Genomic DNA, 25400 nt, shown 5'->3' with positions numbered 1-25400 from the left:
TTCACTTCCTTCAGGAGCATCCCGCGGTCATGCAAGCGATCCCCTTCCAACGTTCCCCCCTCAAGCGCACGGTGCAGGCCGCTTTGCTCGGCGCCTGCCTGAGCAGCGCCGCCGTACCGCTGGCCGTGAGGGCTGAAACCCCAGCTGGCGATACCCAGACCCGCGACTGGCAGATCGCCGCCGGCTCCCTGGCCAACGCGCTGGACCAGTTCGCCCGTCAGGCCGGTGTCAGCCTGTCGTACGACGCCACCAGTGTCGCCGGCAAGACCAGCCCAGGCCTCAGCGGCCGCTTCGACCCGCAACAGGCTCTTGGCCAGTTGCTGCTAGGCCAAGGCCTGGACGCCCAGCGCCAGGGCAACAACACGTGGTTGCTCCTGCCGCAAGTAGCCCAAACCGGTGCCCTGAACCTGGGCGCCACAATGGTCACCGGCGAACGCTTGGGTGCCCTTACCGATGGCACCGGTTCCTACACCACCGGCGCCGTGACCATCGGCAAAGGTGAACATAGCCTGCGGGAAACACCGCAGTCGGTCAGTGTGCTGACCCGCCAACTGATGGATGACCAGAACCTCACCACCATTGACGACGTGATGGAACGCACGCCGGGGATCACCACGTACGAGTCGCCCATGGGCGGCAAGTACTTCTATTCCCGTGGTTTCAAGATGCTCGGCCAGTACCAGTACGACGGCGTGCCACTGGACATGGGCAAGGACTACGTACAAGCCGACAGTTTCAGCGCCAACATGGCGATCTACGACCGGGTGGAAGTGCTCAAGGGCGCAGCCGGAATGCTCAAGGGCGCCGGCACCGCCAGCGGCGCGGTGAACTTCGTGCGCAAACGACCACAGGCCAAGCCCACCACCAGCCTGTCGTTGTCCGCCGGCACCTGGGACAACTACCGCGCCGACGTCGACACCGGTGGCCCGTTGAATGACAGCGGCACCGTGCGCGGCCGCGCAGCGATCAGCCAGCAGACTCGCGGTTCCTACATGGACATTCAGAAGCGCCAGGACCAGGCGTTCTATGGCGCATTGGACATCGACCTCAACCCCGACACCACCCTGGGCGTCGGCGCCAGCTACGAAGACGTCGACGCCAGCCCGTGCTGGGGCGGCCTGCCGCGCTACGCCGATGGCAAAAGCGCCAACCTCAGCCGCTCCACGTGTCTGGGCCAGTCCTGGAACGACTGGCAAAGCCGGCGCACCACGTTCTTCGCCGACCTGACGCATCAATTCAACGATGACTGGAAACTCAAGGTCTCGGCGGTGCACAGCCGCAACCTGCAAGACACCAAGTACGCCGCCAGCGAAGGCACCATCGCCTACGACAACCCGACGCCCACTGCCAACTCTTACGCGGCGCTGATGGACTACAACCATAAGGACTTCGGCCTCGACGCCTACGTCGACGGCAAGTTCGAAGCCTTTGGCCTGGAGCATGAGCTGATCCTCGGTGCCAACGGCAGCCGTGGTACTCAGGACGACGTGTACGCGATCCAGAACCTGCCCAGGCGCCAGAGCATCTACCAACCCGATCACCACTTCCCGGAACCGGCCAACAGCAGCTTCTGGCCGAACATGTACCGGGGTGGCACGGTCAAGGAGACCGCCACTCAATATGGCACCTATGCCACCTTGCGCCTGCGCTTGGCCGAGCCGCTGATGCTGATCGTCGGCAGCCGCGTCAGTTGGTACGAGAACCGTCGCCAATCCTACAACCTGGCCTGGGGCGAATGGGCCACGCAGGATGCACGCACCCGCGAAACCGGCGAAGTCACGCCGTTTGCCGCGCTGATCTACGACCTCAACGAGCACCTCTCGGTGTACGCCAGCTATGCGGATATTTTCCAGCCGCAAAGCTCTTACGCCACCGTCGACGGCGCGGCCCTCCAGCCGAAGGTCGGCGACAACTACGAGTTGGGCATCAAGGGCGAATGGTTCGACGGGCGCCTCAACAGCTCCCTGGCATTGTTCCGCGCGATTGAGAAAAACGGCGCCGAGTCCGACTACACCACCCAATGCGCGACCTCCGCCGACGGCTTTTGCTACACCGATAAAGGCAAGGTGCGCGCCCAGGGCGTGGAGGCCGAAATCAGCGGTGAAGTGCTTGAACGCCTGCAACTGTTCGGCGGCTATACCTACACCCAGACCCAATCCCTGAGCACCATCGACGTCGCGAAGCAGGGTGGCACGTCCAACACCTACGTGCCCCGTCACATGCTGCGCGTGTGGGGCGACTACCAGCTCGACGGCGCGCTATCGAAATGGAGCGTCGGCACAGGGGTCAATGCCCAGAGCAGCAACTATCGCGTGCAGACCATCAAGCTCGAACAACCCGGTTACGCCACTTGGAACGCACGCCTGGCGTACCGCGTGGATGACACCTGGACAGTGGCGCTCAACGGCAACAACCTGTTTGATAAAACCTACTACAACACCGTGGGCACCGCCTCCTGGGGCAACTTTTATGGCGAACCGCGTAATTTTACAGTGAGTTTGAAAGGCAACTTCTAACCCCTCGAAAACCCCGCTGGCAGGGCACTTAGTGCGCCCTGCCTCCCCTCTTTGTCCCCCTTTCCTACCGCGTTTATAAAAAGGTTTTACCGTTAAGCAGGAAAAATCTCACATTTGTTCCTACACTCAAAAACACACCCCCCTTCACCGAGTGACTGGACAAGGAATGTCAATAAAATGCCGAAAAAGAGACTGATAAACCTGTCTAGCATGCCACCTCCGCACCATCGTCAATCCGTTGACTAGCATTGAAAAGGAAACACTCCTTTAGTCACGACACCCGCGAAAACCATTCAAATGAATATATATTTTTTGAATGAAAAGTTGCGTATTACCCAGCGTAGCCGTAGTTCGACGTGCCTCTTAAGCAGCCTGCTGCTTTATTGAATACAGCAACCGAACAGCTGCGTCTGGAGTGCAATGAGGGATGTTTTATGCGAGAAAAGTCGTCCGTCGACAGCCTGTTTTTAACGCGTGCCGGTTTTGTTGAGTTCTTTGTTGTTTTCGTCAAATTCATACATGGTCTGAGCGCCATTCTGCCCCCGTTGGTGCTGGTGGTTTTCATCGACCCGATGGATCCGGAGCTACGTAGTCATTTCCTCGGCCTGCTGGTATTTTTCGCGGTCCTGACGATCATTCTGTTCCAGGCTCTGGGCATCTATTCCGAAGAATTGTTCAGTAACCGGCTGCGCCTGAAAACCAAGGTCAAGGCGTGGTCCGCGGCGTTTTGCATCCTGCTGTTCATGTACCAGATCCTGCAGTTTTTCCCGCAGTTGACCCCGCGCAACCTGGCCGCGTGGTACGTCGCCAGCCTGTGTCTGTTCTGCCTGGAACGCCTGCTGATGCTGCGCCTCTACCGCAACCTGATGCGCAAGGGCAAATACCTGCAACGCACAGTGATCCTGGGTTTTACCGACACCGCCGTGCACGTCGCCGACCACCTGCAACGCAATGGCGATATCCGTTCCGGACTGGTCGGTTTTATCGACGATCGCACCGAACGCATCCCCAAGGAATTGAGCAAGCTGCCCTTGTTGGGCAACACCCGCGACCTGGAAAAACTGATCCGCGCCGAACAGGTCAACCAAGTGATGATCTGCCTGCCGTGGGCCGCCGAGCAGCGCATCCACGGGTTGGTCAACCGCCTGCGGCAGATGTCGGTGAACGTGATGCTGGTGCCCGACATGGCGGCCCTGCGCTACGGCCACAGCAAAATCACCGACGTCGGCGGCATCCTGATGTTCAACACCTCGCAACTGCCGCTGCGTGGCTGGTCGCCGGTGATCAAGCGCCTGGAGGATTGCTTTCTCGCCAGCCTGGCGCTGGTGTGTCTGTCGCCGGTGATGGTGGCCACGGCGATTGCGATCAAGCTCGACTCCAAGGGGCCGGTGCTGTTCCGCCAGAACCGCTACGGTTACAACGACAACGAAATCCGCGTGTTCAAGTTCCGCTCGATGTACACCGACCAGAGCGATTTCACCGCCGAACGCCAGACTACCCGCCAGGACCCACGTATCACCCGCGTGGGCCGCATCATCCGCAAGACCAGCATCGACGAGCTGCCGCAGCTGTTCAACGTGCTGCTGGGCAACATGTCGATGGTCGGCCCGCGCCCCCATGCCACCGCGACCAAGGCCGCCGGTGTTCCGTTTGAAGTGGCAGTGAGTGAGTACAGCTCGCGCCACCGCGTGAAGCCCGGCATCACCGGTTGGGCGCAGATCAATGGCTACCGAGGTGAGACCGACACCCTGTTCAAAATCCAGAAACGTGTCGAGTACGACCTGGAGTACATCTCCAAGTGGTCGGTGTGGTTTGACCTGTACATCGTTTTCATGACGGTCCCGGCCGTCCTTTCCACCAAGGAAGTCTATTGATGAATACCCTCAACGGATTGATTCCCTGCATCGTTTCCGGTGGTTCGGGCACCCGGCTGTGGCCGGTGTCGCGGCAGAACATGCCCAAACCCTTCATGCGCATGCGTGACGGCCAGAGCCTGCTGCAAAAAACCTTCCAGCGCGCCGCCAAACTGCCTGGGGTGGAAAGCGTACTGACAGTCACCAACCGCGACCTGCTGTTTCGCACCCTCGATGACTACCGGTCGGTCAACAACGCCCGCCTGCCTCTGGACTTGCTGCTGGAACCGTTCGGCCGCAATACGGCGGCGGCCATCGCGGTGGCGGCGCTGCATGTGCAGGAACACTTCGGCGGCGATGCGCAATTGCTGGTGATGCCTGCCGACCATTTGATTCTCAATGAAGTCGCGTTCGCCGACGCCGTGACCCAGGCCCGGGACCTCGCCGAAGCCGGCTACCTGGTGACCTTCGGCATCCAGCCCGACCATCCGGAAACCGGTTTTGGCTACATCGAACAAGGTGAAAAACTGCGCCACGGCAACCGGGTCAAACGCTTCGTCGAGAAACCCGACCTGGCGACCGCCCAAGGCTACCTCGACGGCGGCAAGCACTTGTGGAATGCCGGCATGTTCTGCTTCAAGGCCAGCACCCTGGTGGACGAACTGGCCGCCCATGCCCCGGCCGTGCTGGAAGCCGCACGCGCCGCGCTGGAACACAGCCAGAGCCTGCAAAACAGCACCTCGCGCCAGCGTGAACTGGACGCCGACGCCTTCGGCAGCGCGCCGGACATTTCCATCGATGTAGCACTGATGGAAAAGTCCGACCAAGTGGCCGTGGTGCCCTGTGACATTGGCTGGAGCGATATCGGCTCGTGGGAAGCCCTGCGCCAGCTCACCCCCAGCGACGCCCATGGCAACCAGGTCAATGGCGAAGCGATTTTGCATGACGTGCACAACTGCTACATCGACTCACCCAAGCGCGTATTGGGCGCCGTGGGCGTGCGCGACCTGATCATCGTCGACACCCCCGACGCGCTGCTGATCGCCGATGCCCAACGCAGCCAGGATGTGCGCTACATCGTCGCCGAGCTCAAGCGCCAGAACCATCCGGCGTACAGCCTGCACCGCACCGTCACCCGGCCGTGGGGCACCTACACCGTGCTGGAGGAAAGCAGCCGCTTCAAGATCAAGCGCATCGTGGTCAAGCCCCAGGCATCGCTGTCATTGCAGATGCACCACCACCGCAGCGAGCACTGGGTGGTGGTCAGCGGCGCGGCGCAGATCACCAACGGCGAACGGGAATTCCTGATCAACGCCAACGAGTCCACCTACATCCCGGCCGGGCACAAACACCGGCTGACCAACCCCGGCATCATCGACCTGGTGATGATCGAGGTGCAGAGCGGCGAGTACCTGGGCGAAGACGACATCGTGCGCTTCGACGACATCTACGGCCGTGCGCCCGCCGACGTGAAAAAATGATATGCGCACGTCCCTGATCATCCCGACCCGTAACGCCTCCAGCCACCTGGCACGCCTGCTGCCGGCGCTGAAAATGCAAACCCTGCAGCCGGACGAGATGCTGGTGGTGGACAGCGCCTCCAGCGATGACACCGTGGCGCGTTTTCGCGAGTTCGGCGCTCGGGTCGAAGTGATCGACGCCCGTGACTTCAACCACGGCGGCACCCGCCGCTGGGCCAGCGAGCAGGTGGGTGGCGATGCGTTGATCGTGATGACCCAGGACGCCATTCCCGCCACGCCCGAGACCTTCGCCAACCTGCTCGCCGAGTTGCAGCAGGACCCGCTCAACGGCGTCGCCTACGGACGCCAACTGCCCCACCCCGACGCGGGGGTGCTGGGCGCGCAATCGCGGCACTTCAACTACCCCGAGCACAGCCGCAGTAAAAGCCTGGCCGATGCGCCCACGCTGGGGATCAAGACCTGCTTCAGCTCCGACTCGTTTTCCGTGTACCGGCGCAGTGCGTTGCACGCGGTGGGAGGTTTCCCCGTCGACGTGATCGGCAGCGAAGACGCCTACGTCGCTGCGCGCATGCTGCTCGACGGCTACAAGGTGCGCTACGCCGCCACGGCGCTGGTGCATCACTCACACGATTACAAACTCATGGACGAATTTCATCGCTACTTCGATATCGGCGTGTTCTATGGCCGCGAGCCGTGGATCAAACAGGCCTTTGGCGACGCGGGTGGCGAAGGCAAACGCTATGTACTGGCCGAACTCGCGGCCTTGCGCAAAGCCGGCGCCTTGCACCGCGTGCCGGAGGTGCTGGTACGCAGTGCGTTCAAGTTGCTCGGTTATCGCCTGGGCCATCTTGAGCGTCGCCTGCCTCTCGCCCTCAAGCGGCGCATCAGCATGTTTCCCGGTTATTGGAGGTGAGCATCATGACCCACAGGAAGTCCCCCTTGATGAAACGAACCCTGCTCGTCGTGGCCATGATGGCTCTGGCCGCCTGCAATACGCCGGCGCGCATCGTGCCGCCTGACAGCAAGACCGTCGAGGAAGGCAAGCGCGCCCTCGAACAACTGGCCCAACTGCCGCCGGCGGTGGAACGCATCCGTATCGGCGACCAGTTGCGCATCGTGCGCGATGCCGGCGAGATGCCAACGCTGTCGGCGTTCAACGTCAGCACGATCTACGAGTTGACGCTGTACACCGTGCAGACCGACGGCAAGATCAACTACCCGTTCCTGGGGCCGATCCAGGTTGCCGGGCGCCAGCCCTCGGAGCTGGCGACAGAGCTGACCGGCAAGCTTGCGCAGACGTACCGCGAGCCGCGTGTGACGGTGAACATCAACCAGGCGCCCGGCAACACGGTGATTGTCGGCGGCGCGGTGAATAACCCGACGGCGGTGCAGATCGCCACGGCCAACACCTTGGAACAGGCGATTGTCGGTGCCGGCGGGGTGAGCCCGGCGGGCAACGCCAGCATGGTTGCGCTGCTGCGCGAAGACGCCCAAGGCGCCTATCGCGCCTATTTCCTGGACTTCAGCCAACTGCTCAGGACCGGCCCCAACGGGCGCAAACCGGTGCACCTGCAACGCGGTGATGTGGTGTTCGTGCCCAAATCCAACGTGGGCGAGCGCATTCAGGGAGTCGATACCTACATGAACCAACTGATCCCGTTCACCAAGTCCATTGGGGTTGGCTACAACTACACGCGCACCAGCGGCGGCAACAACTAAAGGAGCGACATCCCATGATCGAGATCCGTTCTTTTCGTGATCTGCTACGCCTGTTCTTCATCTTCCGGCACGAGTTCAAGCTGGCCGCCATTGCCGCGTTGGTGATCATACTGCTGGGGGCTTTCCTGCTGCCGGCCAAGTACGAATCCACCGCTCGACTGCTGGTGAAACCGGGGCGCGATTCGACCCTGCCCATTGAGATCAGTAACCGCCAGGCACTGGTAATGCCCAGCACCCAGCGCGACCCGATTGTCGATGAAGAGCGGCTGCTGACCGGGCGCCCTATCGTGAGGGCCGTGGCCGAGCACTACCTGGAAGCGATTGCCAATCAGCCGCCGCCCGAGGGCTTTTTGAAGCGCACCAAGTACTACGTCAAAAGTGCGGTCGACGGCGTCTTCGACGGCCTGCGCGTGGTCCTGGAAACGGTGGGCATCGTCGAAAAAACCACGCCGGTCGAACGCCTGGCAGCCAGCCTGGAGAAGAACTTCGACGTGAGCCACGCCGCGGGTTCCACGGTGATGGACATCAGCTTCACCTGGGGTGACCCACAAATCGCCCAGGCGGTGGTCAAGGACTGGGTCGAGACCTACATCAACGAACGCACCCAGGCACTGGGGCGCAAGAGCCTGTATGTCTTCTATGAAGGCCAGGTGTCCACCAGCGCCACCGAGATCAAGAGCCTCAAGGAGCAGATTCTCAAGCACCTCAATGAGATCGGCGCAGCCAGCATCACTGATCGCCTGGAGGACTTGTCCGAGCGCATCAATGTGTTGCGCGGCGAGACGTTCAATACTTCGCGCCTGATCGCGTCTTCCGACAGCGCCATCGGGAGCACCCGCACCCAGCTCAAGACGCAGCCCAAAGAAGTGACCACGGTGCGCCAGATCGCACTCAATCCGCAGCAGCAAGACTTGCGTCGCCTGCTCAACCAGAAGCTGCTGGAAAAGGCCGACATGCTGCGCACCTACACGGATAACGCGCCGCCGGTAAAAGCTCTGGATGCGTCGATCCGCGCGATGCAGGCCCACGTCGCCAGCGAAAGCAACACTGTGCAGAGCTCGGAAAACCGTGCGCCCAACACCCTGGAAATCCACTTGCAGCGGGTGCTGCTGGATGAAACGAGCAACAACCTGGCACTGCGCACCCAACTGCTCCAGCAGCAAAAGCAACTGAGCAACCTGGAAGCCCAACGCAAGCAAGCCCTGGAGATTGAACCGGAGTTGACCCGCCTGGGCCGCGAGCTGAGCACCGCCGAACGCAACTACGCGCTGTACGTGGACAACCTGGAAAAGTCGCGCATCGACCGTGAACTGGATAACAGCCAGATCAGCAACATCGCAGTGATCGAAGAGGCCACCCTGAACCCCGGTCGCATCTTCCCGAAAACCCTGATGATGCTGCTGTTGGCGATTCCGTTTGCCATCGTCGTGGGCCTGTTGGTGATCTACCTGTGCTACCTGCTCGACCAGCGCATCCACGACGGCGGTTTGGTGGAACGCAAGTTCGGCCTGCCGCTGTGGACCACCCTGCCGGAGCTGGACACCAGCACCGCCCAAGGCACCAACGCGTTCAACGCGAGCATCTACCGCCTGTACGGCTTGCTGCAGTTGGAGCGGATTGCCGAGCAAGGCATGACGCTGGGGCTGACCTCGGCGCGCCATGGCGAAGGGGTGACATTTGTGGTGGAACACCTGCGTAGGTTGCTTGAGGAAAACGGCATCACCGTGCGTGTCGGCGGGGCTGAACCCGCCCAGCCGGGCGAAGTGGTGTTGCTGGACGCGTCCGCACTGCTGGATAACCGCGATGCGTTTATCAACCTGCGCCGCGCCGACCTGATCGCCCTGGTGGTGGAAGCGAATACCAGCACAGTGCCCGTGGTCGAGCACGCGCTGTCGATCCTCAATACGGCGTTCGGCAAGGTGGACGGCATCATCATCAACCGGCGTAAGTTCGAAGTGCCGGCCAAGGTGCTCAAGACCATCGCCAAGTACCAGAGGGTGTTCTGATGCGCATCGCCCTGCTCGCCCCATTGCCGCCGGAAAAAAACGGGATCGCCGACTACGCGAACCATTTCCGCACGGCTTTGGAACACCTGGGTGTGACGGTGCTGACGCCGTTGACTGGTGTGGCGGGCAACAGCGAGGCGATCAAGCAGGCCATCGCTGCGTTCGACTGGCAGAGCGTGGACCTGGTCCACGCCGAGTTGGGCGGCGGGCGCCTGGGGGAGTTTCTGGCCCTGCGTGAACTGCGCAAGGCCCACCCGGCCTTGCCCTTGACCGCCACCGTGCATGACCCGGAACGGATCGTGTGGCGGCGCGAGCAGTTGCCGTTTCCGTTGAACCTGCTGGAACGCTTGCCCAGCCCGCTGCCCCAGGCGGCGGTGGTGCTGGCCGACCCGCTGACCCTGCGTGAAGAGCGCCAGGTCGCAAAAGGCCTGACACGGCTGATCACCCTCACCCGCCTGGGCGCCGAATGCCTGAGCCAGCGCATGCAATTGCCGGCGGGCAAAGTGGCGGTGATCAACCACGCCAACCTGGCCATCCCCCCCGTGCCGCTGCCGCCGCTGGACACGTTGCACCTGCTGTACTTCGGTTTTATCTACCGGGGCAAAGGCATCGAGGACCTGTTGCAGGCCCTGGCTGCTGTGTTCAAACAAGCCCCCGAACGGCGTGACCGTGTGCGCCTGACCCTGGCCGGTGGTACTGCTGCCGAAATGGCGTTCGGCGCAGGCGGCAATTACCTGGAACAGTTGAACAGCCAGATCGCCGACCTCGGCCTGACGGATGCCATCGACTGGCGACTTAACCTGCCGGCCGACGAGATCGCCCAGACTATCCAGGCGCACCATGTGATGATGCTGCCGTACCGTGAATCGAAAAAACTCGGCCTGCTCGGGCGCCAACGCGGCACCAGCGGCGCGTTGTCCTGGGCAGCGGCGTGCGGTCGTGGTGCGATTACCTCGGATGCCCGTGCGTTTGCCGAAGAAGTCGCCAGCGGCAACGGCGCCATCTACCCCGAAGGCGACGTGGCCGCACTCAGCGAGCAACTGCTGCGCCTGGCGCGCACACCGCTGCTGGCCCGGGACTGGGCCGAGCGCGCCGGCGAAATCGGCCGCGAGCGCTCGTGGCCGTTGACCGCGCAGAAATTCAAGACACTGTTTGAGCAGGCCATCGAGGGCACCCGCCATGGCACGTAAACACACCTACTTTGCCACCTTGGCCGTGGTCGCCGCCCTGGGCCTGACCGCGTTTTTGTGGGGGCGCCAGGCGGACGCCGAAAACCATGTGCTCAAGGGCAACAAAGAGGTGGTGTGGAAGGATTTTCTGGGGGTGAACGCGCAGTTCCTGTGGTTCAGCCCCGAGCGTTACCAGAAGCAGATCGATCGTCTCAAGGCGCTGGGCTTGGAGTGGGTGCGCCTGGACCTGCATTGGGATCAGTTGGAACCCGTCGAAGGCCAGTACCAAGTGGCAACCCTGGATCAACTGGTGGGCAAGCTGCAGGACAATCAACTCAAGTCGGTGTTCTACCTGGTCGGTTCGGCACCGTTCGCCACGACCGCACCGGTGGGTGCGCCGTATCAGGACCAGTACCCGCCGAAAGACCCGAACGTATTCGCCAACCGCATGGCATTGCTGGCTCAGCGCTACCCCAGCGTCGACGCCTGGCAAGTGTGGAATGAACCGAACCTGCTGGGCTTCTGGCGCCCGGTGGCCGATCCGGCCGGCTACGCCACGCTGCTGACCAGCACCGCCGCCGCGCTACGGGCCGTGAGCCCGAGCAAACCGGTGGTCGCTGCCGGTATGGCGTTCTTCAGCGAAATGCCCAACGGCCAGACCATGCTCGACGCCCTCGGCGCACTCGGTGTGGCCAGCCTGAACACTGTTATCTCCTACCATCCCTACACCCAATTGCCCGAAGGCAACGACCCGGCCAACCTGGACTTTATCGCCAAGACCAGCGCGCTCAACCAGGCGCTGCGCAACGCCGGCGTGCAGACCCTGTGGAGCACCGAGTGGGGCTGGTCGACCTACACTGGTCCCAAGGACGCCCAGGACATCATCACCCCACAGGCCCAGGCCGATTACGTGGTGCGTCGCCTGGCACTAATGAGCGCGCTGGATTACGACAAGATCTTCCTGTTCACCTTGAGCGATCTGGATCAGCGCGCCAGCGTGCGTGATCAGTCCTACGGTTTGCTGGACATCGACGCCAACCCCAAGCCGGTCTACAGCGCGCTGAAAAACTTCCTCGACGTCAGCGGGCCAAAGCTCACCCCCGGCGACCCGCCCAGCGCCGACCAGTTGCCCGACGGCCTGTTCAGCATCGGCTGGACCCGCACCGACGGGCGCAAGTTGTGGTTTTTCTGGTCGGCCGAGGGCGGCAACGCCCACTTGCCCGGCTTGGCCAGCGCCACCCTGTATGACCCGCTGCGTGGCACGCAAACCCCGGTGAGCGGCACCCACGGGCTGACCGTCACGGTCAAGCCGAACCTGCAAATTCTGTTATGGGAGTGAGGCCTGCCATGCGCATTCTATGGATCCTGCCCTACTCGCCCTCGCCCGCCACCAGCGGCGGCAAGACGCGCCAGTTCCATCTGCTGCGCAGCCTGGCGGCGCGTGGGCACCGGATCACCTTGTTGCTGCATGACAAGCACCCCGTGTCGCTCACCGACCGCCAGGTGCTGGAAGCATTTGTCGAACAGTTGATCATCCTGCCGCGCCGCCCGTTGCGCAGCTTCACGACCCTGGTGGCCGGGCTGTTGGCGCCCTACCCGCTGCTGGCCAGCGTGAATGGCTTGTCGGGCGAGTTGCAGGACACCTTCAATTGGTTGCTGGGTGAGCCGTGGGACGTGGTGCAGATCGAGCACAGCTACAGCTTCCAGCCTTACGAAGATGCCCTGGCGCGTAGATCCCAGCCGTTTGTGCTGACCGAACATAATGTTGAGTCTGCCCTCGGCGCGGCCACTTACGACCGTTTGCCGCGCTGGGCGCTGCCCTTCATTCGCTACGATCAATGGCGCTATGCGCGCTGGGAACGCCGAGTGATGCGCCAGGCCGCGCAGGTGGTGGCCGTCACCGACAGCGACGCGAAGACCCTGGAAAAAATAGCCGGCAAACCGGTGCCCGTGGTGGTCAATGGCGTGGACTGCGATCACTTCGCCGGCGCCCATCCCGACCCGTCGACCCGCCGTGTGCTGTTCCTTGGCAACTATGAATACGCGCCGAACGTGGACGCCATCGAGTGGGCCCTGGATGAAATCCTGCCCAAGGTCTGGGTGCGCTGCCCGGACGCGCGCATGAGCGTGTGCGGTTTTGGCATGCCGGACAGTTGGCGCGAGCGCTGGAAAGACCCGCGCATCGAATGGCAAGGCTTTGTGCCCAACCTGCTGAATCTGCAATCGAGCTGCTCGGTGTTTCTGGCGCCGTTGCGCCACGGCGGCGGTTCGAAACTCAAGGTGCTCGAAGCCCTGGCCGCCGGCCTGCCGCTGGCAAGCACCGAGCAAGGCGTCTCCGGGCTGGACCTGGTGGAAGGCCTGGACTACCTCGGCGGACAAAGCGCCACCGAGCTGGCCGATGCGGTGGTGCGCCTGCTGCAGTTTCCCGGCGCCGCCACCCCCATGGGGGAATCGGGCCGCGCCTATGTGCGTCGCGCCCATGACTGGAGCGTCGCCGCCAGCCAGCTGGAGCAGGTCTACGCCACCCTCGTGCCGCAAAACCAAAAGGAGCCGGCATGCGTGTAGGCCTGGATTACCGCACCGTCGGCACCTCGCCGCAATCGGGCATCAGCCGCCAGGTGTATGCGCTGGAAAGTGCGCTGCACACCCTGCCGGGCACCGAGGTCGAGCGCTTTACCGTGGCGCCTTTGGGCGATGAAACCCGGTTGTGGGCCCATTGTCCGCCCTGGGGCTGCGCCAAGACGGCCATGCATCAGCCGCAGAATCGCCTGCGTTTCGAGGCGGGTTTCCTGCCGCGGGCCTTGCGCGAACAGCATATCGATCTGTACATCAGCACTTTCAATATGGGCCTGCCGCTGCCACCCAAACCGCCGGGGTTGCGCACCGTCGTGCTGTTGCATGATCTGTTTCAGATCACCCTGGACAACTACCACGCCAACCGGATGAAGGCGTTGATCTACAAGACCAGCGATCGCCTGTCGATTGCCTACGCGGTACACAGCGCCGACCGCGTATGGACGCCGTCGCAGTACAGCGCCGATGAAACCGCGCGGCTGTTTCCCAAGGCGGCGGGCAAGATTCGCGTACTGCCCAACCAGGTCGACGGGTTCTCTGCGCTGGCCGCCGACCTCAGCGCACGCCAGTTGCCAGCGCGTTACTGGTTGCTGGTGGGCACCCGCGAGTTGCGCAAGAACGTGCCGTTCCTGGTGGACGCCTGGCAGCAGGCACGCAGCCAATCATCCGCCGTGCCGGAGCTGGTCCTGGTAGGCAGCCTCGATCATTTGCCCGAAGCCCAACGCGCGCTGCCGGGCATTCGCGCCTTGAGCGGTGTGTCGGATGCAGAGTTGCACGCGCTGTACCGCCAGGCCTCGCGCCTGTGGCAACCCTCCTATGCCGAAGGGTTTGGCCTGCCGGTGATCGAAGCGCTGAGCGTCGGCACCCCCGTCGCGGTGGCCAGCGGTACGTCACTGGATGAAATCACCCCGCCCTCGGCCCCGCGCTTTTCGCCCACCGATGGCCCGGCGCTGGTGCACTTGATGGTCGGCCTGGGTGAGCAGGCCGACGAAGAATCCCCCGAGCAACGGCGCCAATGGGCGCAGCGCTTCAACCACCAAGCCTACCGTCGGCGCCTGGCCGAACTGATCGAGGAACTGACGTGAGAGACAATCTGGCAAGCCTCGTCGCGATCCTCTTCGGCCTGCTGTTTGGCGCCCTGGCCCTGCTGCTGTCGCCGGCCAAGGCGTTTGTCGCCGTGGCCGGCCTGGCGGCGGCGGTGACCATCCTGCGCTTTCCGTTCTGGGGCCTGTTGCTGTTTGCCGCCGTGGCGACGTTCATGCCGTACTCGACGGTCAACCTGGGCATTCGTACCACGGTGAGCGAGGCGATTCTGGCCCTGACCTGGGGCGCGATCCTGTGGCACAGCTTCCTCTCGCGCCTGCCCCAGGCGCCCAGCCTGGTCCGACGTCCCACCGATCAGATGCTGCTGTGGTTGATGCTGTTCAGCGTGTTCCCCTTCATCGTCGGGCAGGTCATCACCCAGGCCGACAGCAGCAGTGGCCTGGCCAACTGGCTGCGCTGGTTGCTGAACCTGTCGGGGGTGTTCCTCGCCGCTAAATTGCTGGTGGACCAGAAGCGCCGCGAGTCCCTGGTGATCGCCCTGTTGCTCGGCACCCTGGCGATGCTGGTGCTGTCCATCGCAGTGTTCGTAAGTACGCGCTCAGGGGCCGGGATCGCGCCCATCCTGGGGCTGTTCAACTACGCCAACTTCGACACGCTCAAATTTGGTCTGGAGGCCATGTCTTCGCGCATGGGCTCGCCGTGGACCCACCCGAATGCCATCGGCGGGATCATGGCGTTGCTGCTGCCACTGGCCTTCTGTTTCGGCATGACCGAGCAAGGCTGGAAACGCGCACTGGGCCTGGGCGTGGCCTGCTTGGGAGCGGCCGCGCTGCTGTTGGCCAGTAGCCGTGGCGCGATGGTCAGCCTGGCGCTGGTGCTGATGTGGATGGCCACCCGGCGCGTGCCGTACACCGGTCGCCTGTTGATGATCGGCGCGGCGCTGACGGTGGCGCTGGTGATGGCTTATCCGCCGTTGCAGGATCGTCTGGCGACGATTTTTTCCTCGGACAACGCCAGTACCGAAGTGCGTTTTGACGAGTACCGCATGTTCCCTCAAGCCGTGGCGGCGTACCCGTTGGGCATCGGTTTCAAGGTCGACCCGCCGGTGCCGGGCACTCACCTGCTGGGCATCTCCAACCTGTGGCTGAACTACATCTACAAGATCGGCCTCGTCGGCATGCTGCTGTTTGTGGCGGTGACCGTGCGCTGGTGGCGTGAAGCCCGCCCGGAGAAAGGCGCGATCCGCCTGACCAAGGACAACGCACTGTGGCTGGGCACCACGGCGGGGATTCTGGCGGCGCTGGTGAGCGGCTTGTTTGACCACTACTTCAGTTTTGCAGTGGTGATGGTGGCGCTGTTCTGGCTGATGGTGGGCATCAACGTACTGGAAGCGCGGCGACTGTTTCCGGCGCGCCTGCCGCAGGTCAAAACGGTGGTCTATCGCAAACCGCTGCTCAACGGCGCACAGCCCTGATGCTCGGCTCCGCCGCATGGCTGACCCTGGCGACGTTGTTGGGCCTGTGCCTGGGGTTTGCACGTGAATGGTTGCTGGTGGCGGCCTGGGGCGCGGGAGAGCGCAGCGATGCGTTCCTGATTGCGCTGTTTTTGCCCGAGGCGCTGCGCATGTCATTGGCCGGCGGCGTGCTCAGTGCGGCGGCGTTGCCGTTGTACCTGGCGCGCAAGGACGGCGAACGGCTGGACTGGCTGGCGGTGTTGTTTCCGGCCTTGATGCTGATCGCCCTGGTCACCAGCCTGCTGCTGACGTTGTCGGCGCCGTGGCTGGTGCAAGTGCTCGGACCGGGGCTGGCCGACACTGCGACGGCGATGGCCAGCAGCAACCTGCAGGTCGTCGCCTGGTGCGTACCGGGCTTGATGCTGCATGCGTTGTTCAGCATTCCGTTGCAGGCCAGCGAACGTTTTGTGCTGGCCGGGCTGGGCTCGTTGTTGTTCAACCTGCCACCCGTGACGTACCTCGCCCTCGCGGGCACCGCGACCCAACCTCACTCACTGGCCCTGGCGTGCCTCGCCGGGAGCCTGCTGATGCCACTGGCGTTGCTGCCGTCGATGTGGCGCCAGGGCTGGCGGCCGTGGCGCTGGCAACTGACCTACGCGCCGCTGCGCGAGCTGGGCGAACGTATCGGTCCCTTGTTGATCAGCAACGGGGCCAGCCAGGGCCTGGCGCTGATCGAAAGACTCGTGGCCTCGCTGCTCGGCGAGGGCGCGGTGACGTGGGTCAACCTGGCCCGCAAGCTGATGAACCTGCCGCTGATTGCTCTGATGAGCCTCAACCAGGTGCTGCTGGGCATGATGAGCCGGCGCCAGGGCGATGCGCGCCTGGCCCTGCTCAAGCGCGGCCTGGAAACCGCCAGCGTGCTGACCCTGCCCGCCGGCGTCGGGCTGGTCGCTGCGGCACCGAGCCTGGTGGCGCTGCTGTTGCCCCAACAATCGGCAGACTCGCCGTTGCCGCTGCTGCTGGCGTGGTTTGCCGTGCCGTTGGTGTTCGGCGCCTGGAACGCCTTGCTTGCGCGTTACGCCTACGCCGCCGGCGATACGCGCCAGCCGCTGCGTTGCGAATTGCTCGGCAGCCTGGTCAACGTGCTGCTGCTCGGCGTGTTGCCGTTTGTGTTCGGCCTGGCCGGGATTCCACTGGCTGCGCTGGCGGGCGTGATGTGCACCGGGCTGCTGCTGATGCAGCGCCAGGCACTGCTCGGCGCCCTGCCCTGGGCACGGCACTGGCTGCTCAATGCGCTGGCGCTGGGCGTGGCGGCACTGGTGTTGTTTCGTCTTGAAGGCGTGTGGCTGCAACTGGGGCTGAGCACACTGGCCGGCGCGGCGGTGTTGCTCGGGATGGGGCTGTGGCTCAAGCCATGGCGCAAGGCATGAAGGATCGACTGGGGAGACACCCATGAAACATCGCTGGATCCAGATGGATATCGCCAAAGGCATCGGCATCCTGGTGATCGTGTATGCCCACAGCTGGTTTGTTGCGACGTCCCGGGAGCTGATGTATCCGATCCTCGCGTCGTTCGTGCTGCCGTTGTTCTTCTTTCTGTCCGGGGTGTTTTTCAAGCCAGAGCAGCCGTTTGTGGAAATGGCCGTGCGCAAGGCCGACGGCCTGCTCAAGCCTTTTTTCTTCACCATGCTGTTGTATGTGATCGTGCGCGATGTGTTGCGCGGCCAGCCGTTGCTGCCGGACATCGGCGGCGTGCTGTACGCCTCGGTGGACACCATCCCGTGGCAGGCGCTGTGGTTTTTGCCGCACTTCTGGGTCGCGATTCTGTTCAGTTGGCTGCTGTTGCGCCTGATCCAACGCCTGCCGCTCGCACTGAGTTGCCTGGTGATGCTGGTGCCGCTGCTGATTGGCATCTGGACGCTGCCGTGGTTCTGGCAATTGCCGGTAACCATCGGCGGCCACGCGTGGGTGTTGCCAGGGTTGCCGTTCAGCCTGGATATCACCCTGATCAGCAGCGCGTGTTTCGTCTACGGCTACTTGCTGCGCGACTGGCTGCGCACGCATGAGGGCTCCTTGCTGACCTTGCTGGTTTCCATCGGGTTGTTCGCTGCGGTGTTCCTCTATAGAGGCGATACCATGGACCTGGCGCAACGACGCTACGACCATTGGCTGTGGACCAGCCTGCTGGCGGTGATCGGCGTGTACCTCTGCTGGGCGTTGGCGCGGATGCTGATGGTATCGGCACTGATCACCCGGGCTATGACCTATATCGGCCAGTCGACCCTGATCCTGTTGATCTTTCATGGCGAGATCCAACACAAGACCTTCGACCTGATGGAGCGTCTCGGGCTGCATGCATTTATCGCGGCCTGCATCGGTTTTGTCGTGGCGGTGGTGGTGCCGTTGTTGATCGGGGAAGTGATCAAGCGGGTAGCGTTCTTGCGGTTTTTCTACTTTCCGTTTCCGGTACGCAAAGCGCCTGGACAGCGCCGCTGAGCCTATGTGGGAGCGAGCAGCGCCCACATAGGCCTGTGTTTCAATCGTCCAGTTGTTGCGGGGCGGGCTTGCTGCCCGGTTTGGCCGGTTTGGCGCTCTTGGCTGGCGCAGGTGGGGCCGGCTCGGGTTCTGCGGCGGCAGCGGCTTCTTTCTCCGCCATGGGCATCTGGTCGATGGTGCTGAAGAACTCCTTCAGGTCGAGGGTATCCGGTGGCACGGTTTTCTCGACTTTTTTCTCGCCGTCCTTGCCAATCAGGATCACCTTGGTGCCACTGCCCGCGCCCAGTTTGAGCGCACGGATCAGTGCGTTGGTTTCGGGCGGCGTGAGCTTTTTGTTGTCCTTGGGGTCTTTGGCGAACTTCTCGCCTTCGGCGCCGATACTGCCGAACTTCACGGTGTAGAACACCATGGCGCGCTCTTCAAAGGACTGCTTGGTGGCAGGTTCGTCCAGTTGTTTCTTGAGGGTCGCCAGCGTGGAGTTGCCTGAATCAAGCTCCACCACCACAAGCGGCCGGGCCTTGCCCAGGTCCTGCTTGAGGGGGTTGATATCATCAGCAGCCAACAGCGGCCCCGTAAAAGCCATCAAGGTAGCCAGGGTCAGCGACCGGATGAGCATGCGCACCTCCTTTGAATTCCATGCAGGGTTCTTGAGTTTCATGTCTGCGACAGTCAAATTCAAGGATGATTCCTACACGGCTTTAAGAAAGCGTAGGTCAGGGAGCCCGCTACGCAAGGGTTTGGCGCGAACATGCATGATTGTTTCCGTTGATTGCGGACACATTACGAGACCTTCCAGTCCGGCCAATGCCGTGCAAACACGGGGGCCACGACAGGGTCGGCATCCACCTGCGCCAGCGTCTGGGCAAAACCGGGGGCCAAGCGGCTCAATGCCTCACGCGCGTCGTCCCAGCGCGACACGGCTGCGGCCATGATTGCCAGTGCATTCGGCTGACCATTCGGGGCAAACAGCTGGTGTTCGAACTGATCGGCGAACACCACCCAGGCCTGATGCAGGTAGCGACGAGTCCCGGTTACCAGCTGCGCTTGGGCCGCTTCATTGGCATTGCCCAGCCAGCGTTGCGGGTAGTCGATAATACCAATCGCCGAATAGCAATTGGCGGCGATGTACACCAGGCCCCTGATGACTTGCGCACGGTCGCCGCCCAGCAGCTGTGAGCCGGGAAACTCAAGGCCCAGGTGGATCAGGATCGCCGCACTTTCGGTCAGCACCTGGCCATCGGGCGTGACCAACGTAGGGATCTGCTTGAGCGGGTTGATGCGCGCCAGGGCATCGCTGCCCGCGCTCTCCTGCCACGAACTGGCGTCCACCCGGTGCCACGGCACCGCGCAACGTTGCAAGGCAATCTCGATCATGCAGGAGCCGGATTCGTCAGTGCCGTAGAGTGTGTACATGGGCGTTTTCTCCTATCGCTGGGGATACACCGTGGTTAAAGGTCAGAACAGCCCCATTTGTCCGCCGACCAAGGTGCTGAAATCGTCATTCACAAACGGCAGAATCGCGTCCGCCACCGGCTGCAACTGCCGGGTGACGTAGTGATCGTAGTCGATGGGGGCTTGGCGCACTTCCAGCGGCTCAGGGCCGTTGACACTGATCACATAGCTGATCCAACCGCCACGCTGGTACTGGCGCGGGCGCCCGAGGCGGTCGTTGTAGTCATCGGCCAGGCGCGCGGCGCGCACGTGGGGCGGCACATTGCGTTCGTAATCATCCAAACGGCGGCGCAGGCGCTTGCGGTAGATCAGCAGTTCGTCGAATTCGCCGCTCAGGGTACGGCGCACGTAATCGCGGATGTAGTCTTGATGGGGCAGGCGGTGGAAGATGCGCTGGTAGAGTTCCTGCTGGAATTGCCGGGCCAGGGGCGACCAGTCGCTGCGCACGGTCTCCAGGCCTTTGTAGACCATGTCTTCGCGGCCATCGGCGCGGGTGACCAAGCCGGCGTAGCGTTTTTTGCTGCCCTCCTCCGCACCGCGAATGGTCGGCATGAGAAAGCGCGTGAAGTGGGTTTCGTATTGCAGTTCCAGGGCACTTTGCAGGCCGAATGCACTGTGCAGATGCTCGCGCCACCACGCATTGACGTGCTGCACCAATGCCTGGCCGATCCGGCTGGCATCCTCCTGGGAATGGGCCTTGCCGAGCCAGACGAAGGTGGAGTCGGTGTCGCCGTAGATCACCTCATAGCCTTGAGCCTCAACCAGCTCGCGGGTCTGGCGCATGATCTGGTGGCCGCGCATCGTGATCGACGAGGCCAGCCGGGTATCGAAAAAGCGGCAACCGCTGGAACCGAGCACGCCGTAGAACGCGTTCATGATGATTTTCAGGGCTTGGGACAGCGGCGCATTGTGTTCACGCTTGGCCACTTCGCGGCCCTCGGAGACACGGGCGACGATGGACGGCAGGCAATGACGCGTGCGGGAAAAACGCGCACCGCGAAAGCCTTCTACCGAGTCGCTGTCTTCCGGGTATTTGAGGCCTTCGATCAGGCCCACGGGGTCGATCAGAAAGCTGCGGATGATCGACGGGTAGAGGCTTTTGTAATCGAGTACCAGCACCGATTCGTAGAGGCCGGGACGCGAGTCCATGACAAAGCCGCCGGGGCTGGCCTGGGGCGGTTTGTCCCCCAGGTTGGGTGCGACGAAACCCTGGCGGTGCATCAGCGGCATGTACAGGTGGGTGAATGCGGCGACCGATCCGCCATTGCGGTCGGCCGGCAGCCCGGTGACGCTGGCCCGTTCGAGCAGGAACTTGAGCAGTTCGGTCTTCTCGAAAATCCGCGTGACCAGTTCGCAGTCCTTGAGGTTGTAGCGCGCCAGGGCAGGCTTGTCCTCGGCGAACATGCGGTTGATTTCGTCCATGCGCTGGTAGGGCGTGGAGATGTCCTTGCCTTCGCCCAGCAGGGTTTGCGCGACGTTTTCCAGGCTGAAGGATTCGAAGCTCCACGTGGCTGAGCGCAGGGCTTCGATCCCGTCGATGATCAGGCGCCCCGCCGCTGCGGCGAAGTAATGATTGCGGCTGCCGTGTTCGCGCCAGGCCATGGGTTCGTCGCCACGCCCGAGCATGAGCGGCACCTTGAGGCGTTGGGCATGCTCGTGGAGCACGCGCAGGTCGAACTGCACCACGTTCCAGCCGATGATCGCGTCAGGATCAAAGGTGGCGAGCCATTGGTTGAGGCGTTCGAGCAGTTGGGCGCGGGTGTCGCAGTAGTCGAGCTTGAAGTCGACTGAATCGGTTTTGTTCGGCGGGCCGAGCATGTAGACCTGGCGCTCACCGCAGCCTTCGAGGGCGATGGAATACAGGTCGCCCTGGGCGGTGGTCTCGATGTCCAGGGACACCAGTTTGAGCGGGGGGCGGTAATCGGGCGCGGGTTTCATCTGCGCGTCGCACAGCGCGCCCGTGGCGTCGGGCGTGCCGCCGAACCAGACGGGGGCGGTGATGAAGCGCTCCATCATATAGCGCTCAGACGGGCGTACATCGGCTTCGTAGACATCGACGCCGGCCGCGCGCAGGCGTTTTTCCACATCCATCAGTTGGCGGTGCTGGCGGGTATACAGGCCCAGCACCGGACGGTGGTGGAAATCGCACAACTGCAGCGGGCGCAGTTCGATATCGCGCTCGCCCTTGAGCAGCCAATCAAGTGGCTTGCGGTGGGCTTCAGGGATAAACATCACCGAGGTCTGCACGGGTAGGCGGATAAACCTTGGCCCATGGTCGGTGGCCAGCCAGAAACTCACCTCCGTGCCCGCCGGGGTATCGCGCCAATGCCGGGTCAGGACAAAACCCTGCTGTAAATCCACCGTACCGCACCTCAGGAATCGCTTTCAGGCGTTGATTCTACGCGGCATCGTGGCAAACGCCCCCATGAAAGCTGAAAGCGGCAAGCGCGGGCATCAGCAATGATGCCCGTTTGGTTCACGCCCGACGGGCTTTGTTCAGAAAGTTTTCGATATTACCCATTTGCTCGTCCCAGCCACGAGAGTTCATCTTGAAGGCCTTCTGGCGGCGGGCTTGGGGCACGTCGTCGAAGCCGGATTCGACCACCCGCAGCAGGATGCCCGGCGCGCGATCTTCAATGGTGAACTCCACCAGGGTGGGCGTTTCCTTGTCATAATCGACGCCCTTCTCCACCGCAAACGGATGCCACCAGAAGGAAAACAACGTCTGTGGCAGGATGCGTTCGATTTTGGCTTTCCAGACAACGTGCTCGTAACCTGAGTAGGTAATCTGGGCCTCGATGGTTTCTCCGGCCACAAAGACTTTGTCCTTAAGGGCGACGCCAAACCAATGACCGAATTGCTCGGCATTGGTCAGCGCTTCCCAGACCTGTTTGCGTGAAGCGTTGAGCAGGACCTTTCGCTCGATGCGATCTAATACGTGCATAAGTCACCTCCTCCATTGACAGTAGGCGACATCAAACAATGCGCAACCTGAGGTTGTAAGCAATGATGATGACCCCCTCCTTGAACCCGGCAATACGTTATGACTGAACCATTGAATGGAAGTTGCTTCTGCAAAGGTGTGCGCTATCAGGTGGACACATTGGATATGCCCATCAGCCACTGCCACTGTATAAGTTGCCGCAAAATACACGCGGCGGCGTTTGTCGCGACGGCCGGGGTGATGCGCGAGCATTTTCGCTGGACGCAGGGAGAGGAACTGCTCGTGGCCTTCCAATCGTCACCGGGTAAATTCAGACATTTCTGCAAGTGCTGCGGCTCACACCTGATGGCGGAACGCAGGCAGCAACCTCATGTCATTGTGCGAGTGGCGACGCTGGATGATGATCCGGGCGTCAGTCCTACCTCGCACATCTGGACGAGTCATGAAGTGCCCTGGCTTGCCTATGAGGACGTGGAGCACTGGGACGAGTGGAAGATATGACCTAGACGCGCGGATCGCCCGGTGCCTTGGCCGGCGTTGCATATTGCGGCTTCAGGTGACCTTCCTGGTCCAGCAACCAAGCATCCATGATCTGCCGCACCACCGGCCCCGCGACGCGACCACCCGCCTCGCCGTTTTCGATCATCACCGAAATTACGATTTTCGGATGTTCCGCAGGAGCAAAGCCGACAAACAAGGCGTTATCACGGTGGCGTTCCAGGGTTTTCTCGCGGTTGTAGCGTTCGCCCTGCTTGATCGCGACTACCTGGGCGGTGCCACTCTTGCCGGCGATGCGGTATTGCGCGCCTTGCGCAGCAGCCCGGGCGATACCGCGCGGATCGTGCATCACCAGTTGCATGCCGTGGTTGACCTGCTCCCAGTCACGCGGGTCTTTGAGCACAACGTTCGGCATGGGGTTTTCGTCAACGGGCGGTACGCCATTGATCGTCTTGGCCAGGTGCGGTCGGTTCCATACACCTTTGTTGGCGATCAGCGCAGTGGCCTGAGCCAGTTGCAGCGGCGTGACCTGCATGTAGCCCTGGCCGATGCCGAGGATCACGGTTTCGCCCGGAAACCAAGGCTGGCGGCGGGTTGCACGTTTCCAGGCCTGGGATGGCATCAGGCCGGCTGACTCTTCGAACATATCCAGGGAGACCTTCTGACCAAGGCCGAATTCCGCCAGATAGTCGTGCAGGCGGTCGATACCCAGCTTGTGGGCCAAATCGTAAAAGTAGGTGTCGTTGGAGCGCATGATGGCTGCGTCCATGTCCACCCAACCGTCGCCACTGTGGTTCCAGTTACGGTATTTATGGTCGAAGTCGGGAAGTTGGTAGTAACCGGGGTCGAACACCCGGGTTTGAGCGGTGACTACGCCGCTGTCCAGACCGGCGATGGCCACTTCTGGCTTGATGGTCGAGCCCGGTGCATACAGGCCTCTAAGGACGCGATTGAACAGCGGTCGGTCGATGGAGTCGTGCAGTGCAGCGTATTCCTTGAAGCTGATGCCGGTGACGAACAGGTTCGGGTCGAAACTCGGTTTGCTGACCATGGCCAGTACTTCGCCTGTCTGCGGGTCAAGGGCAACCACCGAACCACGGCGATCGCCAAGCGCCTCCTCTGCCGCTTCCTGGAGTTTAACGTCAAGGCTCAGGACGATACTTTTTCCAGGGATCGGATCGGTGTGCTTGAGCACTCGCAGCACACGGCCCTGGGCGTTGGTCTCGACTTCTTCATAGCCGACATGACCGTGCAACTCGGACTCGTAGAATCGCTCAATACCGGTCTTGCCGATGGATTGCGTGCCGCGGTACTCCACCGAGTCGAGGGCCTTGGATTCTTTCTCGTTGATGCGTCCCACATAGCCAATGGAGTGAGCGAAGTGCGCGCCTAGCGGATAGTGACGGACGAACTGCGGCTCTACGTCGACACCTGGCAGGCGAAACTCATTCACTGCCAGCAATGCGATCTGTTCTTCGGTCAACTCGTAAAACAATGTCACCGGGACAAAAGGATGACGTGCCTGCTTCAGGGCTTTGTCGAACAGTCCGCGGTCCTCGGCAGGCAGGTGCAGAAGGTTGACGATATCGTCCAATTCGCCCTTGAGGTCGGCGGTGCGCTCCCGGGTGATGGTCAGGTTGTAACTGGGGCGGTTGTCGGCGAGTACCACGCCGTTGCGGTCGTAGATTAGCCCACGCGTCGGCGTGATGGGCAGCACATGAACACGGTTGTTTTCAGAGATGGTGGAGTGATAGTCGAACTGCACGACCTGCAGGAAATACATACGCCCCACCAGGGCGCATGTAATGCCAATCACCAACAGCGCACAAGCGAGCAGGCGTTTATTGACCAGACGGTGCTCTTTTTCGTGATCTTTAATCGTTATAGGTTCAGGCATTGCTACCGCATCTCGTTGAAGAAGGTCGACGCCGCATCCTGCGATGAAAGATCAATCCTTGGGAAAATGTGCTGCACCATACCAAAAATGCAGAAACACTTTGCATTGAATTCCTCAACGGTACTTGGAGGAGGGTTTGCAGATTGATGGCTAGGGGGTCGTCCTGCCGCCCCGGCGGATATACGAGAAGCGCCTCGGAGACAATCGCGGCGCTTTCCGAGCGCCCAAAACAAAACCCCATCTGCTTTCGCAAATGGGGTTTCGGAATTTAATCTTGACGATGACCTACTCTCACATG

19 protein-coding genes are annotated in these 25400 nt (G+C 62.2%); 14 read left to right on the top strand and 5 right to left on the bottom strand.

Annotation, left to right across the window (positions count from 1 at the left end; genetic code table 11):
* The first annotated feature begins 29 nt into the window (after positions 1-29).
* The 13 genes from AOA60_RS13510 to AOA60_RS13450 all read left to right on the top strand — a co-directional run bounded on the left by AOA60_RS13510 (position 30) and on the right by AOA60_RS13450 (position 18311).
* Positions 30-2516: a TonB-dependent siderophore receptor gene (locus AOA60_RS13510; protein WP_099584849.1), complete on the top strand. Its 2487-nt coding sequence runs from the start codon at positions 30-32 to the stop codon at positions 2514-2516.
* Positions 2517-2950: 434 nt separating this feature from the next.
* On the top strand, positions 2951-4390 hold the full coding sequence (locus AOA60_RS13505) for an undecaprenyl-phosphate glucose phosphotransferase (protein ID WP_099584848.1): 1440 nt from the start codon (positions 2951-2953) through the stop codon (positions 4388-4390).
* Positions 4390-5850 (top strand): mannose-1-phosphate guanylyltransferase/mannose-6-phosphate isomerase, encoded by a 1461-nt coding sequence (locus AOA60_RS13500; RefSeq protein ID WP_099584847.1) that lies wholly within the window; start codon positions 4390-4392, stop codon positions 5848-5850. The genes AOA60_RS13505 and AOA60_RS13500 overlap by 1 nt, the downstream gene beginning before the upstream one ends.
* Position 5851: 1 nt before the next feature.
* Positions 5852-6763, top strand: a complete 912-nt coding sequence (locus AOA60_RS13495; protein ID WP_099584846.1) for a glycosyltransferase family 2 protein — start codon at positions 5852-5854, stop codon at positions 6761-6763.
* A 29-nt stretch (positions 6764-6792) separates the two neighbouring features.
* Entirely contained in the window at positions 6793-7569 is a 777-nt protein-coding gene (locus tag AOA60_RS13490) for a polysaccharide biosynthesis/export family protein (protein WP_099584845.1), read from the top strand.
* A 14-nt stretch (positions 7570-7583) separates the two neighbouring features.
* Positions 7584-9575, top strand: coding sequence for an exopolysaccharide transport family protein (locus AOA60_RS13485; RefSeq protein WP_099584844.1), 1992 nt, complete (start codon positions 7584-7586; stop codon positions 9573-9575).
* Positions 9575-10765, top strand: coding sequence for a glycosyltransferase (locus tag AOA60_RS13480; RefSeq protein WP_099584843.1), 1191 nt, complete (start codon positions 9575-9577; stop codon positions 10763-10765). The genes AOA60_RS13485 and AOA60_RS13480 overlap by 1 nt, the downstream gene beginning before the upstream one ends.
* Entirely contained in the window at positions 10755-12083 is a 1329-nt protein-coding gene (locus tag AOA60_RS13475; protein ID WP_099584842.1) for a cellulase family glycosylhydrolase, read from the top strand. The genes AOA60_RS13480 and AOA60_RS13475 overlap by 11 nt, the downstream gene beginning before the upstream one ends.
* An 8-nt stretch (positions 12084-12091) precedes the next feature.
* A complete protein-coding gene (locus AOA60_RS13470) occupies positions 12092-13309 on the top strand; it encodes a glycosyltransferase family 4 protein (RefSeq protein ID WP_099584841.1) in 1218 nt (405 codons plus the stop codon).
* Entirely contained in the window at positions 13300-14403 is a 1104-nt protein-coding gene (locus AOA60_RS13465) for a glycosyltransferase family 1 protein (protein ID WP_099584840.1), read from the top strand. The genes AOA60_RS13470 and AOA60_RS13465 overlap by 10 nt, the downstream gene beginning before the upstream one ends.
* Entirely contained in the window at positions 14400-15836 is a 1437-nt protein-coding gene (locus tag AOA60_RS13460) for an O-antigen ligase (protein WP_099584839.1), read from the top strand. Before AOA60_RS13465 ends, AOA60_RS13460 begins: the two co-directional genes overlap by 4 nt.
* A complete protein-coding gene (locus tag AOA60_RS13455; RefSeq protein ID WP_099584838.1) occupies positions 15836-17245 on the top strand; it encodes a lipid II flippase MurJ in 1410 nt (469 codons plus the stop codon). Before AOA60_RS13460 ends, AOA60_RS13455 begins: the two co-directional genes overlap by 1 nt.
* A gap of 22 nt (positions 17246-17267) precedes the next feature.
* On the top strand, positions 17268-18311 hold the full coding sequence (locus tag AOA60_RS13450; protein WP_099584837.1) for an acyltransferase family protein: 1044 nt from the start codon (positions 17268-17270) through the stop codon (positions 18309-18311).
* Positions 18312-18351: 40 nt separating this feature from the next.
* Here AOA60_RS13450 and AOA60_RS13445 read toward each other — a convergent pair whose 3' ends face one another.
* From AOA60_RS13445 to AOA60_RS13430, 4 genes are all read right to left on the bottom strand, one after another.
* Positions 18352-18927, bottom strand: a complete 576-nt coding sequence (locus tag AOA60_RS13445) for a DUF4174 domain-containing protein (RefSeq protein WP_099584836.1) — start codon at positions 18925-18927, stop codon at positions 18352-18354.
* 164 nt (positions 18928-19091) lie between these two features.
* The gene (locus tag AOA60_RS13440; protein WP_099584835.1) at positions 19092-19724 is read right to left on the bottom strand and encodes a glutathione S-transferase N-terminal domain-containing protein; all 633 of its coding nucleotides are present in this window, start codon (positions 19722-19724) and stop codon (positions 19092-19094) included.
* A 42-nt stretch (positions 19725-19766) separates the two neighbouring features.
* The gene (locus tag AOA60_RS13435; RefSeq protein WP_099584834.1) at positions 19767-22124 is read right to left on the bottom strand and encodes a DNA polymerase II; all 2358 of its coding nucleotides are present in this window, start codon (positions 22122-22124) and stop codon (positions 19767-19769) included.
* Positions 22125-22239: 115 nt separating this feature from the next.
* On the bottom strand, positions 22240-22707 hold the full coding sequence (locus tag AOA60_RS13430) for an SRPBCC family protein (RefSeq protein WP_099584833.1): 468 nt from the start codon (positions 22705-22707) through the stop codon (positions 22240-22242).
* Between the two features lie 99 nt (positions 22708-22806).
* Between AOA60_RS13430 and AOA60_RS13425 the strand changes: the two genes are divergently transcribed.
* The gene (locus tag AOA60_RS13425; protein ID WP_099584832.1) at positions 22807-23208 is read left to right on the top strand and encodes a GFA family protein; all 402 of its coding nucleotides are present in this window, start codon (positions 22807-22809) and stop codon (positions 23206-23208) included.
* 1 nt (position 23209) lies between these two features.
* Here the strand turns inward: AOA60_RS13425 and mrdA are convergent, their stop codons facing one another.
* Complete coding sequence (gene mrdA, locus AOA60_RS13420) at positions 23210-25102, bottom strand: penicillin-binding protein 2 (RefSeq protein WP_099584831.1); 1893 nt, start codon at positions 25100-25102, stop codon at positions 23210-23212.
* Between the last annotated feature and the right edge of the window lie 298 nt (positions 25103-25400).

The sequence above is a fragment of the Pseudomonas sp. 2822-17 genome (genome assembly GCF_002742485.1).
GTDB classification, from domain to species: domain Bacteria; phylum Pseudomonadota; class Gammaproteobacteria; order Pseudomonadales; family Pseudomonadaceae; genus Aquipseudomonas; species Aquipseudomonas cyclaminis.
This window is presented reverse-complemented; position numbering and strand designations above follow the sequence as displayed.

Bases quoted from the DNA above. Each gene is read 5' to 3' on its own strand.
- AOA60_RS13455 (WP_099584838.1), top strand. From the start codon at position 15,836: ATGCTCGGCTCCGCCGCATGGCTGACCCTGGCGACGTTGTTGGGCCTG.
- AOA60_RS13480 (WP_099584843.1), top strand. From the start codon at position 9,575: ATGCGCATCGCCCTGCTCGCCCCATTGCCGCCGGAAAAAAACGGGATC.
- mrdA (WP_099584831.1), bottom strand. From the start codon at position 25,102: ATGCCTGAACCTATAACGATTAAAGATCACGAAAAAGAGCACCGTCTG.
- AOA60_RS13490 (WP_099584845.1), top strand. From the start codon at position 6,793: ATGAAACGAACCCTGCTCGTCGTGGCCATGATGGCTCTGGCCGCCTGC.
- AOA60_RS13450 (WP_099584837.1), top strand. From the start codon at position 17,268: ATGAAACATCGCTGGATCCAGATGGATATCGCCAAAGGCATCGGCATC.
- AOA60_RS13495 (WP_099584846.1), top strand. From the start codon at position 5,852: ATGCGCACGTCCCTGATCATCCCGACCCGTAACGCCTCCAGCCACCTG.
- AOA60_RS13470 (WP_099584841.1), top strand. From the start codon at position 12,092: ATGCGCATTCTATGGATCCTGCCCTACTCGCCCTCGCCCGCCACCAGC.
- AOA60_RS13430 (WP_099584833.1), bottom strand. From the start codon at position 22,707: ATGCACGTATTAGATCGCATCGAGCGAAAGGTCCTGCTCAACGCTTCA.
- AOA60_RS13510 (WP_099584849.1), top strand. From the start codon at position 30: ATGCAAGCGATCCCCTTCCAACGTTCCCCCCTCAAGCGCACGGTGCAG.
- AOA60_RS13505 (WP_099584848.1), top strand. From the start codon at position 2,951: ATGCGAGAAAAGTCGTCCGTCGACAGCCTGTTTTTAACGCGTGCCGGT.
- AOA60_RS13475 (WP_099584842.1), top strand. From the start codon at position 10,755: ATGGCACGTAAACACACCTACTTTGCCACCTTGGCCGTGGTCGCCGCC.
- AOA60_RS13425 (WP_099584832.1), top strand. From the start codon at position 22,807: ATGACTGAACCATTGAATGGAAGTTGCTTCTGCAAAGGTGTGCGCTAT.
- AOA60_RS13445 (WP_099584836.1), bottom strand. From the start codon at position 18,927: ATGCTCATCCGGTCGCTGACCCTGGCTACCTTGATGGCTTTTACGGGG.
- AOA60_RS13485 (WP_099584844.1), top strand. From the start codon at position 7,584: ATGATCGAGATCCGTTCTTTTCGTGATCTGCTACGCCTGTTCTTCATC.
- AOA60_RS13500 (WP_099584847.1), top strand. From the start codon at position 4,390: ATGAATACCCTCAACGGATTGATTCCCTGCATCGTTTCCGGTGGTTCG.
- AOA60_RS13465 (WP_099584840.1), top strand. From the start codon at position 13,300: ATGCGTGTAGGCCTGGATTACCGCACCGTCGGCACCTCGCCGCAATCG.
- AOA60_RS13440 (WP_099584835.1), bottom strand. From the start codon at position 19,724: ATGTACACACTCTACGGCACTGACGAATCCGGCTCCTGCATGATCGAG.